Origin of the sequence: Kribbella sp. NBC_01505 (genome assembly GCF_045040285.1) — a bacterium.
In the GTDB taxonomy this organism is placed as follows: domain Bacteria; phylum Actinomycetota; class Actinomycetes; order Propionibacteriales; family Kribbellaceae; genus Kribbella.
The window spans coordinates 8,646,373-8,663,535 of the sequence record NZ_CP109425.1 but is presented as its reverse complement, the minus strand read 5'-3'; the positions used below and the strand labels follow the sequence as shown (position 1 = coordinate 8,663,535).

Genomic DNA, 17,163 nt, shown 5'->3' with positions numbered 1-17,163 from the left:
ATCCGGGGACCCCCGGGACTACCTCACTGGGAGAAGCAGAAGCCTTGGGCTCCTACGCTCCAGCATTGGATTTGTTTGGTGGTGGTGTTGGTGAGGCCTGCTCGGTCGGTGACTTTCAGTTCGGCGGTGTAGGTCTTCTGGGTGTTGGGGTAGGTGTTGGAGGTGGTGGCGCCGTTGCCGGTTTTGCCGTCGCCGAAGGTCCAGGTGTACGACGCGATGTCGTTGTCGGGGTCGGTTGAGCCGGTGCCGTTGAAGCTGCAGGCGGCCCACTGGCATTGGACGGTGAAGGAAGCGCGCGGGGGTTGGCCGGTGGGCGGGGCGCCGGCTTGGATCTGCTTGGTGGTCGAGCCGGTTTTGCCGGCGTTGTCGGTGACGGTGAGCTTGACGGTGTAGGTGCCGGCGGTGGCGTAGGTGTGCGAGGGGGTGGCGCCGGTGCCGGTCTGGCTGTCGCCGAAGTCCCAGGCGTACGACGCGATCGAGCCGTCGGGGTCGGTCGAGGCGGAGCCGTCGAAGGAGCAGGACAGGGAGGTGGCCGAGCAGTTGGCGGTGAAGGAGGCGGTGGGGTCGCCGGGTTCGCCCGGGTCGCTGTACTTCTTGATGGTTTCGTTGGCCCAGTCGCCCATCACGCCGGTGAGTTTGCCCCAGGCGCCGTAGCTGCCGCAGCCGGTCTTGACCCAGGAGGCGACGCCGACGACGACGCCGTCGACGAGCATCGGGCCGCCGCTGTCGCCTTGGCAGATGCCGTCGTGGCCGTCGGCGTAGCCGCCGCAGATCATGTAGGCGTCGTTGAAGGAGCCGAACGAGCCGCAGGTGTTGCGGCCGTCGACGAGCGGGAGGTTCTCGACCTTCTTCAGGTGGCCGAACTCGTTCTCGCCGTCGCGGACCCGGCCGTAGCCGAGCAGCAGCGCCTTCTTGCCGGGGTCGTCGAGGGTGTCGTCGGCGGAGCTGGCGACACGCGGGTACTTGTAGCCGGCCGGGACCGGGATGTCGGTCTCGGTGACCACGATGCCGACGTCCCAGCCTTGCTGCCAGCCGTTCGGCGGCTGGTAATTGGGGTGCTGCAGGTACTCCTTGATGGCGAGTTTGGTGCCGCCGGCCTTGGTCAGGTCGTCCGAGCCGTAGAGCATCGACTTCGCGCCGTCGCCGTTCTTGCAGTGTGCGGCCGTGACGATCACCCGGCGCGCCACCACCGCCGACGTACAGGTCTGGCCCTGGGGGCGGGCGCCGCCTTCGCGGAGCATGGCGATGATGAACGGGTGGTCGGCGACGTTGGCCTGTTGCCCGCCGACGATCTGGGTGACCGGGCCGCCACTGGGTTCGGTCTGGTTCGGCGGGACGGCCCGGTACGACGGGTCGCCGGGCTCGGCGGCGTACGCGGGGCCGGAGGTGAATGCGACCGGCGTGAGTGCGATGACTGCGGTGAGGGCTGCGAGCAGTCGCCTCATGGTGCCTCCTCGGGATGGGCGGATGACCGCAGCATCGCGAGCCGCCGGGCGCCGAACAATCCGAGGACGGATCCGTAGGGCTACGGATCTATTGCGGACGGTGACTACCTACCCTGCTACGGATTGTTCTCCCCGCGGCCCGCCTCGACAGTTGCTGCAGGCCGCGCCGCCCTGCGGCCCATAGGAAAGGCGAACATCATGCGCAGAAAATCTCTTGGGATCGCCGTCGCGTCCCTGGCGCTCGTCGTTGCCGGCGCCGGCAACGTGCAGGCCGCTCCCACCGGCACCGTCCTCAACCTCGGCGCGCCCGACACGGTCCCCGGGCTGTACATCGTCGGCCTGCATGGCGGTACGTCGCTCGCGCCAGCTGCTCCAAATAAAGTCAGCAGAGCAACAGTCGGGGCCGAGGCCGACGTACTGGCCGACCGGTACGGCGGCACCATCCGCAACGTGTACTCGGCGGCCCTGCGGGGGTTCGCCGTGAAGATGTCCGAGGGGCAGGCGCGGCGGCTCGCGGCCGATCCCAAGGTCGAGTTCGTCCAGCAGTCGCTGTGGGTACACCGGGCCGATGCCAAGGCCAACGCCTTCGGTGCGAGCGTGGCGAACATCGCCCGCAGCCTCGCCGTACCGGCGGCTGGTGAGCAGCCGAACCCGCCGTCGTGGGGCTTGGACCGGATCGACGGGGTGAAGGACAGCGTCTACAAGTACCCGAACACCGGCACCGGCGTCACCGTCTACAACACCGACTCCGAGCTGAACACCGACCACGTCGCGTTCGAGGGCCGGGCGAAGTCCGGCTACGACTTCGTCGACGAGGACGGGAACGTCAACGAGTGCAAGAACCCGACCGACCAGGGCCACGGCACGCACACCTCCGGTACGTCGAGCAGCGAGACGTACGGCGTGGCCAAGGACGTGACCGTGATCGGTGTGAAGGTGCTCGGTTGTGACGGGAACGCCCCGGACGCGGACTCGATCCAGGGTGTCGACTGGGTGACGCAGAACGCGGTCAAGCCCGCCGTGGCGAACGCGAGCTGGACCTCGGGCGGCGCGAACGCCGACCCCGAAGGCGTCAACCGTGCGGTCAAGGCATCGATCGCTTCCGGTGTCGTCTGGGCGGTTGCTGCTGGCAACGACAACGGCGGCAGTGCCTGTACGCCGAGCCCTGCCAAGGTGCCGGAGGCAATCACCGTCGCGTCGACCGATTCCAACGACAGCCGGTCGAGCTTCTCCAACATCGGGTCCTGCGTGGACATCTTCGCGCCCGGCGGCAACATCACGTCGGCCAGCAACTCGAACAACAACGGCAGCAAGGGCATGTCCGGTACGTCGATGGCCGCGCCGCACGTGACCGGGGCTGCCGCGCTGTACCTGTCGGCGAACCCGAGTGCGACCCCGCAGCAGGTGCGGGACGCGCTGGTGAGCATGGCGCAAGAAGGCAAGGTGCAGAACCCGGGCGCCGGTTCGCCGAACAAGCTGCTCGACGTGAGCAAGATCGGCGGCGGCAACCCGCCGGCCGGAAACCCGACCGCGTCGTTCACGGCGAACTGCTCAACCTCGACGCCGGACTGCACGTTCGACGGTTCCGCGTCCACAGACCCGGACGGCTCGATCGCGTCGTACGCGTGGGAGTTCGGTGACAGCCAGACCGGTACGGGCGCTACGCCGTCGCACACCTACGGCAGCGCAGGCGCGTACACGGTCAAGCTGACGGTGACCGACAACGCCGGCAAGACGGGCTCGACCACCAAGCAGGTCCAGGCCGGTGCGCCGCCGGCCGGTCAGCCGCCGAAAGCGTCGTTCACGGTGCAGTGCCAGTGGGCGGTGTGCAGCTTTAACGGGTCCGGTTCGACCGATCCGGACAACGACATCGCGTCGTACGCGTGGAACTTCGGTGACGGCAAGACCGGCTCCGGGGTCAACGCGTCGAACACCTACGGCAACGCGCAGAAGACCTACACGGCCGAGTTGAAGGTGACCGACAGGGCGGGTCTGAGCAGCACTGTCAGCAAGCAGATCCAGTGCTGGAGCGTCGGGGCCCAGGGCTTCTGCTTCTCGCAGTAGTCAGCCAGTGGCCGGTCAGCGGCCGAGCTCGGCGCGGGAGACCGCGCCGAGCTTGCGCAGCACCTTCGCCACGTGCTGCTCGACGGTCCGGGGTGACAGGAACAGCACCTCGGCGATCTCGCGGTTGGTGAGGCCCTGCGAGACGAGCCGGGCGACGTCCTGCTCCCGCGGTGACAGCTCCAGCCCGTAGCCCCGGCGTCCGCGCCGCGAGCGAGCCGGCGTACCGCGTGAGCGCAGGTCGTGCCGACATCGCGCGGCATCACGAGTCGCGCCCAGTACGTCGTACCAGTCGGCCAGCGCGGGTAGGTCCTGGGTGTCGGCCCGTTCGGAGGCCTGGGCGGCGAGGTAGACCGCGTCCAGCGCGCGGTAGGCCGCTTCTGCCATCCGGTAGTGATTCTGTGAATCGTCGAGGTCCGCACTGACCTCGCCGCGGCAGGCCGCCAGCGCGGCATGGGCGAGTGGCGCATCCCGGTCGGCGATCCCGGCCGCGAACTCGTCGGTCAACGCGCCCGCCGCAGCGACGCGATCGGTCGCGAGCAGCGTGCTCACGGCGACCGGGACGAGGTCGGCCGCCCAGACCCAGACGCCTTTGCGCCGGACCAGTTGGAGTCCGCGGTCGACGATGGCCGAGGCCGCGGTGAGGTCGTCCTGCGCGAGCCACATCCGGGCCAGTCCGGCGAACCCGCCGATCGCGATCGGGGTGATCGCGTCCTGCGGGCTGTCGACACCGGTCCGGCCGAGGTGCTCGGCCGCGGCCGGCCATTCGCCGCGGGTGATCGCGAGCAGGCCGAGGATCAGTGAGAGTTCGCTTGCCACCGGCAACAAGTCGCGATACTCGCCGAGCAGCCGGGTGGCGCGTTCGGTGAGGCCGGACCATTTGCCGGTGTACCAGTCGAGCCGGACCTCGGTGGACCGCGCCGTACTGACGACGAACGGGCTGCCGGCGGCTGAGGCCAGCTGGACGCCGCTGGTCAGGAACTCGCGGGCCCGGGCGAAGTGGCCGATCGTCGTACAGGAGTCGCCCAGGTTGCAGCGGGTGCGGGCGAGCTGGCGGCGTTCGGCGGGGGACTCGACCACTGTGGGCAGGGCGGACAGGTCCTCGAGTACGCCGGGATCGCCGATCGCGAGGCGGGAGCCGAGCAGGTTCGCGAGCAGCGACATCCGGACCTCGAGGTTGTCGCAGCCGAGCAGATACTCCTCGACCCGGTCGAGCCAGGGCAGGTGTTCGGCGACCGGGGTGTCGCCGATGAACGTCGTGCCGAGCAGCGCGGCGCCGCGGGCGGCCTGGTCGGGGCGTTCCGCGAGCTCGCCGACCGCCTGGCTGATGGTTGTCCGGGCCTCGGAGATCCGGCCGCTCTGGCGGACCATCAGCCGGCCGAGCAGCAGCCGCACCTCACCACGAGCCGCGGTCGACAGCCGCTGGTCGCTGAGCACCCGGTCCAGGGTCGCGACCGGATCGTGCTGGTCGAGACCGGCGTACGCGACCGATCCGAGCTTGATCGCCAGCCGGTCGACCTCGCTGGTTGGCAGGTCGGCCTCGGCCAGCAGTTGCTGCAGCAGGCCGGTGGCGACGGCGGGGTCGCCGACTTCCGTGGCCCGGTCCGCGGCCTCTTCGCCGTACCGGAGCCAGTCGGTACGGCGGCCTGCCCGGCGACTGTGTTCGGCCAGCTGGACCAGCGGTGGTGGTTCGGTCCCGCGCAGGGCGTCGATGGCGCTGAGGTGGAGTTGGCGGCGGGCAGGTCCTTCGAGCGAGTCGTAGACGGCCTGCTGGGCGAGCAGGTGGCGGAAGCCGTACAGGTTCGGCCGGGTCTCGTGCAGTACGCCGGCGCGGGCGAGCTGGATGAGCGCGAGCTCGGCGTGTTCGGGGTCGATGGCCGCGACGACCGATAGCTGCTCGACCCCGGCCGGTACGCCGAGGACCGCGGCCGCGTGGACGACGCGGTGTGCGAGTTCTGGGAGTCCGGAGAGGCGGTCGGCGAAGGCGTCGCGCAGGAGGACGGGAACCTCGACCTCGTCGGGGAGCCGGTCGGCCGTGCCGTGCAGTGAGCGCAGCAGCTCCTCGACCACGAACGGGATCCCCGCGGTCCGCTCGTGCAGGCGGTCGGCGAACTCCTCGCTCACCGCCTCGTGCTCGAGGATGGACGCGGCCAGGACCCGGACCGCGTCGACGTCGAGCGGGCGGAGTTGGAGCAGGATGCCTGCCACATGATCAGGCGGCCGGTACGCCGTACCGAGGGGGAGATGCCCGGCCAGGTCCTCGCGGCGGTACGTGATCACGACTGAGAGGTTGGGTGGCGGGTCGGCCATCAGGAAGCGAAGCAGTTGGCGGGTACCGTCGTCGGCCCACTGGAGGTCTTCGACGACCAGCACGGTCGGCCCGATCGCGGCGAGGATCTCGCGGGTCGCGCGCAGGGTCCGGTGCCGCTCGGCGTGGGGGTCGCCGATGGGCTCGGGCTGCGGTGGCAGGAGGTCGGCCAGCTCAGGCAGGAGCGGTCGGAGCGCTCCGGCGACCGGGCTGATCGTGTGGAGTTTGGTGCCGGCCAGAGATCGCATTGCCTCGATGACCGCGCCGTACGGGAAGGGTTCGCGCAGCGGCTGGCAGTGACCGACGAGAACCTTGAGCCGGGCGAGCTCAGGGTGGGCGAGGAGTTCGTCGACCAGCCGGGTCTTCCCGATCCCGGCCTCGCCCTCGATCATCACGACCGTCGACCGCCGCGGCACGGTCGACACCAGCACGTCGAGCTCTTCGCTCCGCCCCACGAGGACGGGGGAGCTCGTGCGCAGGAGATGGCGATGAGGCATGGTCACTCCCTCAGGGCGGCGGGGGGTCACAATACATCGTTTGAGGGGACCCTAGTTCGTCACCGACCGTCGTGGAAGGACCTCACCCGGTGAGCTTGGGTTGCGACGGAGTGGCCTTGAGTAACAGATCGGCGATCAGGGTGTGGCCGGTGGCGTTCGGGTGGTCGCCGTCGGAGGCGAGCAGGTCGGTGACGTCGGGTGCGGTCGCGAACGGCGCGGCGAGGTCGACGTACGTCGCGTGTGCGGCCCGGGCCGCGTCGGCGATCACCTGGTTGGCCGCCGCGGTCAGGGCCTGGGTCGCGTCCACCCCCGGCAGCGGGTACTCGTCGCGGGCGACCTGGCCGTCCTTGAAGACGTTCCAGTAGCCGGTGACCAGGATGTCGGGGGTGCGGTGGGTGTCGAGCTCGGTGATGCGCTCGAGGATGTCGTGCAGATTCTGGGTCAGGCCGGCGATCTCGTCGGTCACACACTCCGTCGTGCAGCGGCCGTTGGTGACGTCGTCCTCGTGGCCGGCGAAGTCGTTGGCGCCGATGGTGAGCAGGACGTAGTCGGCGTCGGTCGCGGCCTGGGCCATCGGTGAGCTGGAACGGTCGAGCTCGTCGAGCAGGCCGCCGGAGTCCATCCCCCCGACACCGAAGTTGTGCACGGTGACGGGGGTGCCGGTGCGGGCGGCGAGGAGGTCGCCGTACATGGCGGGGAAGGCGTCGCAGTAACAGTGGTAGCCGGAGGTGACCGAGTCACCCAGCGCCAGCACGCTGAGGTTGCCGGCGGGCACCTCGACCGGGGCAGGTCTGGCGTCCGCCGCGACGGTCAGCGTGACCAGCGCGAGCGTGAGCGCGAGGAAGAGGAGTCGCCGCGTCACGCAGACCTGTGGTGGTGTCGGGGCGGTGGGGTGACCTGGCCTGCGAGCCAGGGGAAGGACCGAGCGAACGCCGGGCCGGCGAACTGCCAGGTGTGCGAACCGACGGAGACGTGGACCGTCGACGGGATACCCACCTTGGCCCCCGCCTTGGACAGCTGGTGCGCCACTCGCTGGTGTGTCTTCTCGGCGGTGCTGGTGAGGAACTGGCCGGTCACGCCCACGTACGGGCCGTGGGCCTGCATGACCTTCAGCGGCTCGTTGGCCTGTTCGGACGCCACGTCGCCACCGTACAACTGCTCCAAAGTCTCGTGCTCGTCCCCGCTGTTCGGCGCCAGGTCGCCGGACATGTCGACGAAGTGGTGGAACGTGTCCGGGTGCTCGACGACCAGGTCGATCGCGCACGTCCCGCCCATCGACCAGCCGATCACACCCCATTGCGCCGGGTCCTTGGAGGCGCCGAAGGTGTTCTCGACGTACGCCGGGACGTCGCGGGCCAGGTGGGTCGCGGACTTCCCCCGCGGGCCGTCGACGCACTCGGTGTCGTTGTCGAACGTCGCCGTCGCATCCACGAACACCAGTATGGGCGCGAAGCCGTGGTGCTGCTTGGCGTACGCGTCGGCCACGCCGACCGCGTTCCCGAGCCGCACCCAGTCCGTGGGGGCGCCGCGCTCACCGCCGACGACCTCCACCACGGGCAGCGCCGGGTGGTGTTTCGCGCTGCGGAACCAGACCGGCGGCAGGTAGACGAGCTCGGCGCGGTGCTCGAACCCGCTGTACGTCGCCGGGATGTCGACCGAGACGAGTTTGCCGGCCTTGGGCAGCGTGGGGCCGCCGGAATCGTGGGCCAGCCCGGTCATCGACACCTGACCGGGCAGCGGCGTGTTGTTCCAGGCATCCAGCGCCGAGTCGATCGTCGGGTAGTACCCGACGAACTGGTTGACCTGGTTCGCGCCGACGAGGGTCGCCATCCCGATCGCGAGCACCGCAGCCCCGCGGCGCCACCAGCCTGCGCTCTTCCAGCCCGCGATCAGCACGGCCAGCGCGGCGATCCCGACCCCGAGCCACAGCCAGACCCCGAACGGCAGCGGGTCGGTGATCCCGACCAACTGCGCTCCCGGGTACGACGCGAGCAGCGCTCCGACCGCGGAGATCCCGATCACGAGCGGCAGCATCCGCAGCCGCCAGCGCCGGTCGCGCCATCCGATCGCCAGGATCAGCAAACCGGCCGCAATGACCTCCAGCGCCACCGGAAACCACCCGGCGAGCAACGACACCCCATTCATCCCCAGCCGCCCTTTCAAGAGAACGTCCCCAATTGATGCCCACAGTCGAGACGCCGAGCGGGTCTCATAGGTTGGCTCCGCACATTGCAAACGCCTTACGGTCTGGTCATGACCGGTCGGCAGCTCGATCATCTTGTCTTCGCGACACCCGACCTGCTCCACCGGCGTCGAGCCCAGGCCGTACGACGGTCTGGTGGACGGCAAGGTGACCTGAGGCGGTCGGGCGAAAAGGTTGGCTGGACCAGACCTGTTGCGGGTCAGGTATCCTTCCGCAATGAGTCGGACGACCGCGATTGTCAGTGGCTACTTCAACCCGTTGCACATCGGGCACATCCGGATGATGCGCGCGGCGCGCGAGCTGGGCGACCAGCTTGTGGTCATTGTCAACAATGACGACCAGCAGATGCTGAAGAAGGGCCGCATCATCATTCCGGAGAACGACCGCGTGGAAGTGGTCGAGAACATCCGGTCGGTGGATGTGGTGCTGCTGTCGGTCGACACCGACGGGTCGGTGCAGAAGTCGCTGGCCGAGGTGCGGTCCCGGTTCCCCGACGACCGGATCCTGTTCGCCAACGGCGGTGACCGCCGCAACGCCGGCGAGATCTCCGAGGCCGACGTGTGTGCCGAGCTCGGCATCGAGATCGTGTTCGGGGTCGGCGGCGACGACAAGGCCGACGCGAGTTCCCGCATCATCGGCGCCCTCGGTATCTGAGCGCGCCCGACCTCAGTTTCTCCCCACCGCGCCCTGTGACTCGTTCACAGGGCGTTTTCCTTGTCCGGAGGTGGCTCTGGGTTTCCGGATCGTCACCGTGTGTCGCAGACCAGTTGCCGGGTGGTCCCGTTCGACAATGTCGAACGGCGGGCGTTGTGGTGGCCGCCGCATGCTCCTAGATTCCAGCCAGCCGTGGTCGTCACGGTTGTCTTGCAAGGGAAGGGAGGCAAGCCGGTATGGCTACGACCGAAGCGGTCAAAGCGAAAACCCTTCTGGGGGAGTGTTCTGCCGAGCTCGCGGGCACGTTCATCCTGATCCTGTTCGGCTGCGGTGTGGTGGCGCAGGTGGTGGCCGGAGGGATCGGCGACCACGACTCGATCGCGTGGGCGTGGGGACTCGGCGTGACGCTGGGCATCTACGTGGCGGGCCGGTTGACCGGCGCGCACCTGAACCCGGCCGTGACGATCGCCCTGGCGGCGTTCCGCGGGTTCAGCTGGAAGAAGGTGCTGCCGTACGCGGTGGCGCAGTTCCTCGGAGCGTTCCTGGCGGCGCTGGTGGTGCGGTGGAACTACACCGAGGCACTCAACAAGGTCGACCCGGGCCTGACCATCAAGACCCAGGGCGTGTTCTCGACGCTCCCGGGCAACGGCAGCATGGATCTCGGCGTCCACATGTGGGGCGGCTTCCGGGACCAGATCATCGGTACGGCGATCCTGATGATGGTCATCCTGGCCATCACCGATCTGCGCAACACGGCCCCGGCGGCCAACCTCGCTCCGTTCATCGTGGGCCTCCTGGTGGTGGCCATCGGGATGGCGTGGGGCACGAACGCCGGGTACGCGATCAACCCGGCCCGTGACTTCGGACCGCGGTTGGCGTCGTTCTTCACCGGGTACGGGGGAGCGTTCAAGGATCAGTTCGGGGACGTCTATTTCTGGGTGCCGATCGTGGCACCGATCATCGGCGCCCTGGTCGGCGCGTTCCTCTACGACCTGCTGGTCGGGCGGCACCTGCCGATCGCGGACGAGGACGAGGAGCCGGGCCGCGTGCCCGAGGAGAAAACGGTATGACCCACATTCGTGAGGAAGGGATCTTCCATGGCTGACTTCGTCGGTGCCGTCGATCAGGGCACCACGAGCACCCGCTTCATGATCTTCGACCACTCCGGCAACGAGGTGGGCAAGCACCAGCTCGAGCACGAGCAGATCCTGCCGCAGGCCGGCTGGGTGGAGCACAACCCGACCGAGATCTGGGAGCGCACCAGCTCGGTGATCCAGACCGCGCTGAACGCGAACGGCCTGCACGCCAGCGACCTGGCGGCGCTCGGCATCACCAACCAGCGCGAGACGGCCGTGGTCTGGAACCGCAAGACCGGCCGGCCCTACTACAACGCGATCGTCTGGCAGGACACCCGCACCGACCGGATCGCCTCCGCGCTCGAGCGTGAGGGCAAGGGCGACGTGATCCGGCAGAAGGCCGGGCTGCCGCCGGCGACGTACTTCTCGGCCGGCAAGGTGCAGTGGATCCTGGAGAACGTCGACGGCGTCCGCGCCGCTGCCGAGGCCGGGGACGCGGTCTTCGGCAACACCGACACCTGGCTGCTGTGGAACCTGACCGGCGGGGTCAACGGCGGTGTGCACATCACCGACGTCACCAACGCCAGCCGGACCATGCTGATGAACCTCGAGACGCTCGACTGGGACGACGAGCTGATCAGCTTCTTCAACATCCCGCGGCAGATGCTGCCCGAGATCCGGCCGTCGTCGGACCCGAACAAGTACGGCGAGACCCTGGTGAACGGCCCGCTCGGTGGCGTGGTCGCGTTGACCGGTGACCTCGGCGACCAGCAGGCCGCGACCGTCGGCCAGGTCTGCTTCAACCCGGGCGAGGCCAAGAACACCTACGGCACCGGCAACTTCATGCTGCTCAACACCGGTACCGAGCTGGTTCGCTCGAAGGCCGGTCTGCTCAGCACGATGTGCTACAAGTTCGGCGACGAGGCTCCGGTCTACGCGCTGGAGGGTTCGATCGCGGTGACCGGGTCGGCCGTGCAGTGGCTGCGCGACCAGCTCGGCATCATCTCCGGTGCGAGTGAGGTCGAGAACCTGGCCCGGACGGTCCCGGACAACGGTGGCGTGTACTTCGTGCCCGCGTTCTCCGGCCTGTTCGCGCCGTACTGGCGCTCGGACGCCCGCGGCGCGATCGTCGGGCTGTCGCGGTTCAACACCAACGCTCACCTGGCGCGCGCGACACTGGAAGCGATCTGCTACCAGAGCAAGGACGTGACGGACGCGATGGAGAAGGACTCCGGGGTGCGGCTGGACGTGCTGAAGGTCGACGGCGGTGTCACGGCCAACGAGCTGGCGATGCAGATGCAGGCCGACATCCTCGGCGTACCGGTGAGCAAGCCGGTCGTGGCCGAGACCACGGCCCTGGGTGCGGCGTACGCGGCCGGCCTGGCGGTCGGGTTCTGGAAGAACAAGGAAGAGCTCGTCCAGAACTGGAACGAGGACAAGCGGTGGGAACCGCAGTGGAACGACGAGCAGCGGGCGAAGGGGTACGCGGGCTGGCAGAAGGCCGTCTCGCGCACGCTGGACTGGGTTGACGTCGACTAAGTAGCAGTACCGGAATCGGAAAGAAGGGCAGCACAGTGGCGGTAGTAGCTCTGTCACCGCAGGCAAGGGCCGACGCGATCGACGCGATGGCCGACGGACGAGAGCTGGACGTCCTGGTGGTCGGTGGCGGGGTGGTCGGCACCGGCTCGGCACTCGATGCCGCGACCCGGGGCCTGACCACCGGACTGCTGGAGGCGCGCGATTTCGCGAGCGGTACCTCCAGCCGGTCCAGCAAGCTGATCCACGGCGGTCTGCGCTACCTGGAGATGCTCGACTTCCGACTGGTGCACGAGGCGTTGCAGGAGCGCGGCCTGCTCCTGCAACGCCTCGCACCGCACCTGGTCAAGCCGGTGCCGTTCCTCTACCCGCTCCAGCACCGTTGGTGGGAGCGGTTCTACGCCGGCGCCGGCGTCGCCCTGTACGACGGGATGGCGATCAGCTCGGGCCTCGGCGCCGGTCTGCCGATCCACAAGCACCTGACGCGTCGGGGCGCGATGCGGCTGGTCCCGTCGCTGAAGAAGTCGGCGCTGGTCGGTGCGCTGATGTACTACGACGCCCAGGTCGACGACGCGCGGCACACGATGGAGCTCGCGCGGACGGCCGCGTCGTACGGCGCTCATGTCGCGAACCGGGTGAAGGTCACCGGTTTCCTGCGCCAGGGCGAGCGCGTCACCGGGGTGCAGGCGAAGGACCTGGAGAGCGGGCGTGAGTTCGAGGTCCGCGCCAAGCAGGTCGTGAACGCGACCGGTGTGTGGACCGATGACACGCAGGCGATGGTGGGGGAGCGCGGGCAGTACCACGTGCGCGCTTCGAAGGGCATCCACCTGGTGGTGCCGAAGGACCGCATCCAGTCCAGCACCGGCATGATCCTGCGCACCGAGAAGTCCGTGCTGTTCATCATCCCGTGGGGCCGGCACTGGCTGATCGGCACCACCGACACCGACTGGAACCTGGACAAGGCCCACCCGGCCGCGACCAGCAAAGACATCGAGTACCTGCTCGAGCACGTGAACTCCGTGCTCGTCACCCCGCTGACCCGCGAGGACGTCGAGGGCGTGTACGCCGGACTGCGGCCGCTGCTGGCCGGTGAGTCGGAGAGCACGTCCAAGCTGTCCCGCGAACACGTGGTCGCCCACGCCGCGCCGGGGCTGGTAGTGGTTGCCGGTGGCAAGTACACGACGTACCGGGTGATGGCCAAGGACGCGATCGACGCAGCCGCGGCGGCTCTCGACGGCCGGGTGCCGAAGTCGGTCACCAAGACCACGCCGCTGGTCGGTGCGGACGGCTATCACGCGATGTGGAACCAGCGGCACCTGATCGCGCAGCGGTCGGGTCTGCACGTGGCCCGGATCGAGCACCTGCTCAACCGGTACGGCGCTCTGATCGACGAGGTGCTCGCGCTCGTCGAGGAGGACCCGTCGCTCGGTGAGCAGCTGCCCGGCACCCAGGACTACCTGCAGGCCGAGGTCGTCTACGGTGCGAAGGCGGAGGGCGCTCGCCACCTGGACGACGTACTGGCGCGGCGGACCCGGATCTCGATCGAGGCCTGGGACCGGGGTGTCGCCGCGGCGGAGGCGGCGGCCCGGTTGATGGCGCCGGTCCTCGGCTGGGACGAGAAGGCGATCGAGCGCGAGGTGTCGTTCTACCTGCGGCGCGTCGAGTCCGAGCGGGCCTCGCAGGACCAGCCCGACGACGAGTCGGCCGACAAGGTCCGCCTCGAGGCACCGGACATCGTCTCCCCGGCATGATGGCCGTGTGGAACTGACTGAGCGGATCGAGCGGGCCGAGGCGGAGTTCGTCTGGAGTTTTGGCGACGACTCCGGCCCCGGCCCGTCGCTGCTGGGCATGACGCGGCGGCGCTTCGGTTCCGTCGTCGCGTTGGCAGCGCCGCGGGACACGCTGTCGTTCTGGTCCCGCGTGTCCGGGTTCGGTCTGGACGGGCCGGTCACTGCGGCGGTGATCGGTGAGGTCGTGGACTATCTGACGGCGGCCGGCTGTACGACGGCCAGCCTGAGCATCATGCCGAGTGCCCTCCCAGCGGATTGGGACGACATCGCGGCGGCGTTCGGAATCACCCCTGGCCCGACCGAGGTCCAGGTCGTCGGCGAGGCGTCGCCGGTCCGGCAGGCGCCCACCGACCTCCGCATCGAGACGGTCGGGCCGGAGCATGCCGAGGCCTGGGCGCAGGTACAGATGGACGCGTACCAGATGCACGAGGACGGTTTCCGCGCCATGGTCGAGGCTTACACCGACTGGCCGGGCATGACGGCGTACGCCGCCTGGGACGGTGACACGATCGCCGGCACCGGCTCGCTGCACGTCGTGGACGGTGTCGGTCGGCTGCGCAGCGGAGCGACCCGGCCGGAGTACCGGGGGAGAGGCGCCCAGTCCGCGCTGCTCACCCGACGGATCGCGGACGCCTTCGCGCAAGGCTGTGACCTGGTCACCACCGGCTCGGCCAAGCCGGAGCCCGGCGGACACAATCCCTCGCTGGCCAACATGCTGCGGCTGGGTTTCACACCGCTTACAGATCGCACACCGCAGACCTGGAGCCTTTCTTAACTGGCTACAGTATTCGTTATGGAGCTGACTGAGCGGTTGGAACGGGCCGAAGGCGAGATGATCTGGGCGCTCACGCAGAGCCCGCCGGCAGTGCGGGAGGCGCTCGGCATCAGCGGGCAGCGGATCGGCAAGGGCATCGTCGTTGTCATGAGCAACGACTCGATCGACTACTGGTCGCGCGCCTCCGGCTTCGGATTCGACGGACCGATCGACGGCGCCCTGGTCGGCGAGATCCTCGACGCCGCCCGCGCCGCCGACGCCCGCGCGCTGAACTTCCACCTCGCCCCCGAGGTGCTCCCGGCGAACTGGGCCGAGATCTGCGCCGAGCACGGCATCGTTGCCGGCGGCACCTGGGTGAAGGCCGTCCGCGAGGCCGGCCCCGTCGACCCGGTCCCGACCGACCTGCGGATCGGCGTGATCGAGCCCGACGAGGCTGCGACCTGGTCGGCCCTGCAGATCGAGGTCTTCGGCATCCCCAAGGACCAGACCGACCTGCTCACCGCCTTCGCCTCCGCGCCCAACGTCACCGCGTACGGCGCCTGGGACGGCGACACCCTGGTCGCGACCGGCGGCCTGGTCATCACCGGCGAGGTCGGCGAGTGCGTCAGCGGTACGACGCTGCCGCCGTACCGAGGGCGTGGTGCACAGTCGGCGATCCTGGCCCGCCGGGCCGAGGACGCCTTCGCGGCCGGCTGCCGCTGGGTCGCCTCTGAAACCGGCAAGCCCGGACCGGGCGAGCACAACTCCTCCCTGGCCAACATGGAACGCGTCGGCTTCAAGGTCGCCTACGACCGCCAGATCTACCGCTGGAAGGCTTGAACGCTCCTGACGCCCGCCGACCGACTCAGGCACGCCGAGGTCGGCTGGGGCTCGATGCAGGAACTACGGCCGGCAGGACTCGTACCTGCGATCAACGGATTAGAAGTTGCGACCATCAGCCCAGGTCAGATTAAGTCACCAAACCTCACCTGACCTGGGCTTTCACGCCGTCGCGAAGGTGCTTGACTTCATCAACCATCAGGCCGATTCACCACCAATAACCCCCATCACCGGTAACTCCACCGGTAACTCCCGGGCATGCAGATCTCCGCACAATCATTCATGACCGTGCGGTCACCGCGACCTGTGGCAAGCAGGGGATCGCGCGTGGCCTAGGGCGCTACCTGCGGAATTCACTCGCTCGATCCATGTGACGTCGTGTACTACGTGTCCATGGGTACTCCGCCGAGTGAGGTCGAACTCACCGAGCAAGTTCGGCCTGGCGAACATCGACATCCATCGTGTAGCAGTGCCGGTCGAATTGGCTGACGGAACAACCGCGGTGAGCCGGGCATCGATGATCCGGCTTCCTGAGGGCACGGCACCCAGCCGTTCGGGACACTACTGGATTGACCTCTCGAGGGGCTGGCTGCTGCACGGTGACAGGAAGCGGACGCTTGCTTCCCTCGAGGCCGCGCGACGGGTCGCGCCACAGGTGACCCGCTATCACCCTCAGGTTCATGAGACCGTACAGTCGCTCGCCGTCAGTGATAAGCGATCGACCGCCTCACTTGCGAGGTTTGCCGCCTGGTGCGGCATTCGCATCTGAGGAGAGAGGTACGGCGACCATGCCCTCGACCCGCTCGCCAGTTCTGTATGCCCTGGTGACAGGATCACCCGCTGCGCGAGATATCGGCCGGCTCGTCGACCTGGCCCAGGCCGACGGTTGGGAAGTTTGCGTCATCGCCTCGCCGGACGGGCGGCGCTTCATCGATTGTGACGCGCTGGCTGCGAAGACCGGGCACGTGGTGCGAAGCTCGTACAAAGACCCCGATGCTCCCGACATCCTGCCGCCGGCGGACGCCATGATCGTCGCGCCGATCACCTGCAACAGCCTTGCCAAGTGGGCGGCGGGGATCTCGGATACGTTGCCGCTGGGCTTCCTCGTGGAGGCGGTGGGGAAGAAGCAGCCTGTGGTTGCGATGCCGTTCTCCAACTGGGCACAGATCGGCTTCCCTGCCGTGCAGGCAGCCATCGTGAGCCTCACTGAATGGGGCGTGACTGTTCTTGTGGGGGACGGGGTCTACAAGCAGCACGACCCTGGGACGGGCGCGAAATACATTCACCTGTTCCCGTGGCACCTTGCCTGGCAAGCGGTTCTGGATCATCCCTGGCTCCCGCCGGACCTCCGATCAAGTGATCGAGCGGTCGGCGGCCTGTAGCCAAAGGAGCAGAGACCCCAGCCGTCGCGACGGCTGGGGTCCTTGCCGTGTCTGAACGACGGGCTCAGCCGATGCTGACGGTGTAGTGGGCGCCGTCGTCGGTGAACTCGTAGTTCCCGGCGCCGGTGATCCGCTTGGCACCGAGGTTGTCGTCGTCGTCGGGGAAGTCGCCCTCCATTACCGTCAGCACCTTGCCCTGCTCGATCGGAATGTCGGCGATGTCCTTGTCGTCGCCGTTGGTGAACTGAATCGAGTTCATGATCACGGTGCCGTCGACGGTCAGATAAATGTCGTCCGCGCCGGTGTTGTCCTCCTGCGCATGACATTTGATCCTGGTGATCTTCAACGCCTGCGTACTGTCGGTGGAAGCCTGCGCCACCACCGGCCCCGCGCCCACTGAAGCCACCCCGAGTGCTACCGCCGCCAAGACCCTCATGGTCGAAGACATTTCATTTCCTCCCGAGTTCGTTGTATTTCCCGGGACATTAGACGTGCCCTGTATCAAGCGTTTGAAAGTAACATCACGATCGACGCTCTTCGAACACCGCCGAAAGGCTTGCGGATTCAGTAACCGGCTCATTGACCGGCCGTCCGATGGGGAAATCATCGAGATGTCA

13 protein-coding genes are annotated in these 17,163 nt (G+C 68.3%); 8 read left to right on the top strand and 5 right to left on the bottom strand.

All coding sequences use genetic code 11. From position 1 onward, the window contains the following. Positions 1–23: 23 nt before the first annotated feature. Positions 24–1,445 (bottom strand): PKD domain-containing protein, encoded by a 1,422-nt coding sequence (locus OG474_RS40700; protein WP_405059001.1) that lies wholly within the window; start codon positions 1,443–1,445, stop codon positions 24–26. 198 nt (positions 1,446–1,643) lie between these two features. On the opposite strand from OG474_RS40700, the gene OG474_RS40695 reads away from it, so the two are divergent. Then, positions 1,644–3,509 carry a S8 family serine peptidase gene (locus OG474_RS40695; protein ID WP_405059000.1) on the top strand — a complete coding sequence of 622 codons (1,866 nt, stop codon included), beginning with the start codon at positions 1,644–1,646 and terminating at the stop codon, positions 3,507–3,509. 15 nt (positions 3,510–3,524) lie between these two features. Here OG474_RS40695 and OG474_RS40690 read toward each other — a convergent pair whose 3' ends face one another. The 3 genes from OG474_RS40690 to OG474_RS40680 form a co-directional block, all read right to left on the bottom strand. After that, a complete protein-coding gene (locus OG474_RS40690) occupies positions 3,525–6,311 on the bottom strand; it encodes an ATP-binding protein (protein WP_405058999.1) in 2,787 nt (928 codons plus the stop codon). Between the two features lie 82 nt (positions 6,312–6,393). Continuing rightward, positions 6,394–7,173 carry an SGNH/GDSL hydrolase family protein gene (locus OG474_RS40685; protein WP_405058998.1) on the bottom strand — a complete coding sequence of 260 codons (780 nt, stop codon included), beginning with the start codon at positions 7,171–7,173 and terminating at the stop codon, positions 6,394–6,396. Further along, positions 7,170–8,456: an alpha/beta hydrolase-fold protein gene (locus OG474_RS40680; RefSeq protein ID WP_405058997.1), complete on the bottom strand. Its 1,287-nt coding sequence runs from the start codon at positions 8,454–8,456 to the stop codon at positions 7,170–7,172. The genes OG474_RS40685 and OG474_RS40680 overlap by 4 nt, the downstream gene beginning before the upstream one ends. 274 nt (positions 8,457–8,730) lie before the next feature. Here OG474_RS40680 and OG474_RS40675 point away from each other — a divergent pair, with 274 nt between their 5' ends. The 7 genes from OG474_RS40675 to OG474_RS40645 all read left to right on the top strand — a co-directional run bounded on the left by OG474_RS40675 (position 8,731) and on the right by OG474_RS40645 (position 16,546). After that, entirely contained in the window at positions 8,731–9,168 is a 438-nt protein-coding gene (locus tag OG474_RS40675; RefSeq protein ID WP_405058996.1) for an adenylyltransferase/cytidyltransferase family protein, read from the top strand. A gap of 236 nt (positions 9,169–9,404) precedes the next feature. Then, positions 9,405–10,238 (top strand): MIP/aquaporin family protein, encoded by an 834-nt coding sequence (locus OG474_RS40670; protein ID WP_405058995.1) that lies wholly within the window; start codon positions 9,405–9,407, stop codon positions 10,236–10,238. A 27-nt stretch (positions 10,239–10,265) separates the two neighbouring features. Further along, a complete protein-coding gene (glpK, locus tag OG474_RS40665) occupies positions 10,266–11,783 on the top strand; it encodes a glycerol kinase GlpK (RefSeq protein WP_405058994.1) in 1,518 nt (505 codons plus the stop codon). Positions 11,784–11,818: 35 nt separating this feature from the next. Then, a complete protein-coding gene (locus OG474_RS40660; protein WP_405058993.1) occupies positions 11,819–13,531 on the top strand; it encodes a glycerol-3-phosphate dehydrogenase/oxidase in 1,713 nt (570 codons plus the stop codon). Between the two features lie 7 nt (positions 13,532–13,538). Next, positions 13,539–14,345 carry a GNAT family N-acetyltransferase gene (locus OG474_RS40655; protein ID WP_405058992.1) on the top strand — a complete coding sequence of 269 codons (807 nt, stop codon included), beginning with the start codon at positions 13,539–13,541 and terminating at the stop codon, positions 14,343–14,345. An 18-nt stretch (positions 14,346–14,363) separates the two neighbouring features. After that, positions 14,364–15,164 carry a GNAT family N-acetyltransferase gene (locus OG474_RS40650; RefSeq protein ID WP_405058991.1) on the top strand — a complete coding sequence of 267 codons (801 nt, stop codon included), beginning with the start codon at positions 14,364–14,366 and terminating at the stop codon, positions 15,162–15,164. A gap of 788 nt (positions 15,165–15,952) precedes the next feature. Then, positions 15,953–16,546 (top strand): flavoprotein, encoded by a 594-nt coding sequence (locus tag OG474_RS40645; RefSeq protein ID WP_405058990.1) that lies wholly within the window; start codon positions 15,953–15,955, stop codon positions 16,544–16,546. A 64-nt stretch (positions 16,547–16,610) separates the two neighbouring features. Here OG474_RS40645 and OG474_RS40640 read toward each other — a convergent pair whose 3' ends face one another. Continuing rightward, a complete protein-coding gene (locus OG474_RS40640) occupies positions 16,611–16,982 on the bottom strand; it encodes a hypothetical protein (RefSeq protein ID WP_405058989.1) in 372 nt (123 codons plus the stop codon). Positions 16,983–17,163 lie beyond the last annotated feature (181 nt).

What these genes read in the sequence shown, in the direction of transcription:
- OG474_RS40640 (WP_405058989.1), bottom strand. Translation starts at nt 16,982, where the DNA reads ATGAGGGTCTTGGCGGCGGTAGCACTCGGGGTGGCTTCAGTGGGCGCG.
- OG474_RS40680 (WP_405058997.1), bottom strand. Translation starts at nt 8,456, where the DNA reads ATGAATGGGGTGTCGTTGCTCGCCGGGTGGTTTCCGGTGGCGCTGGAG.
- OG474_RS40650 (WP_405058991.1), top strand. Translation starts at nt 14,364, where the DNA reads ATGGAGCTGACTGAGCGGTTGGAACGGGCCGAAGGCGAGATGATCTGG.
- OG474_RS40675 (WP_405058996.1), top strand. Translation starts at nt 8,731, where the DNA reads ATGAGTCGGACGACCGCGATTGTCAGTGGCTACTTCAACCCGTTGCAC.
- OG474_RS40670 (WP_405058995.1), top strand. Translation starts at nt 9,405, where the DNA reads ATGGCTACGACCGAAGCGGTCAAAGCGAAAACCCTTCTGGGGGAGTGT.
- OG474_RS40690 (WP_405058999.1), bottom strand. Translation starts at nt 6,311, where the DNA reads ATGCCTCATCGCCATCTCCTGCGCACGAGCTCCCCCGTCCTCGTGGGG.
- OG474_RS40695 (WP_405059000.1), top strand. Translation starts at nt 1,644, where the DNA reads ATGCGCAGAAAATCTCTTGGGATCGCCGTCGCGTCCCTGGCGCTCGTC.
- OG474_RS40700 (WP_405059001.1), bottom strand. Translation starts at nt 1,445, where the DNA reads ATGAGGCGACTGCTCGCAGCCCTCACCGCAGTCATCGCACTCACGCCG.
- OG474_RS40645 (WP_405058990.1), top strand. Translation starts at nt 15,953, where the DNA reads ATGCCCTCGACCCGCTCGCCAGTTCTGTATGCCCTGGTGACAGGATCA.
- glpK (WP_405058994.1), top strand. Translation starts at nt 10,266, where the DNA reads ATGGCTGACTTCGTCGGTGCCGTCGATCAGGGCACCACGAGCACCCGC.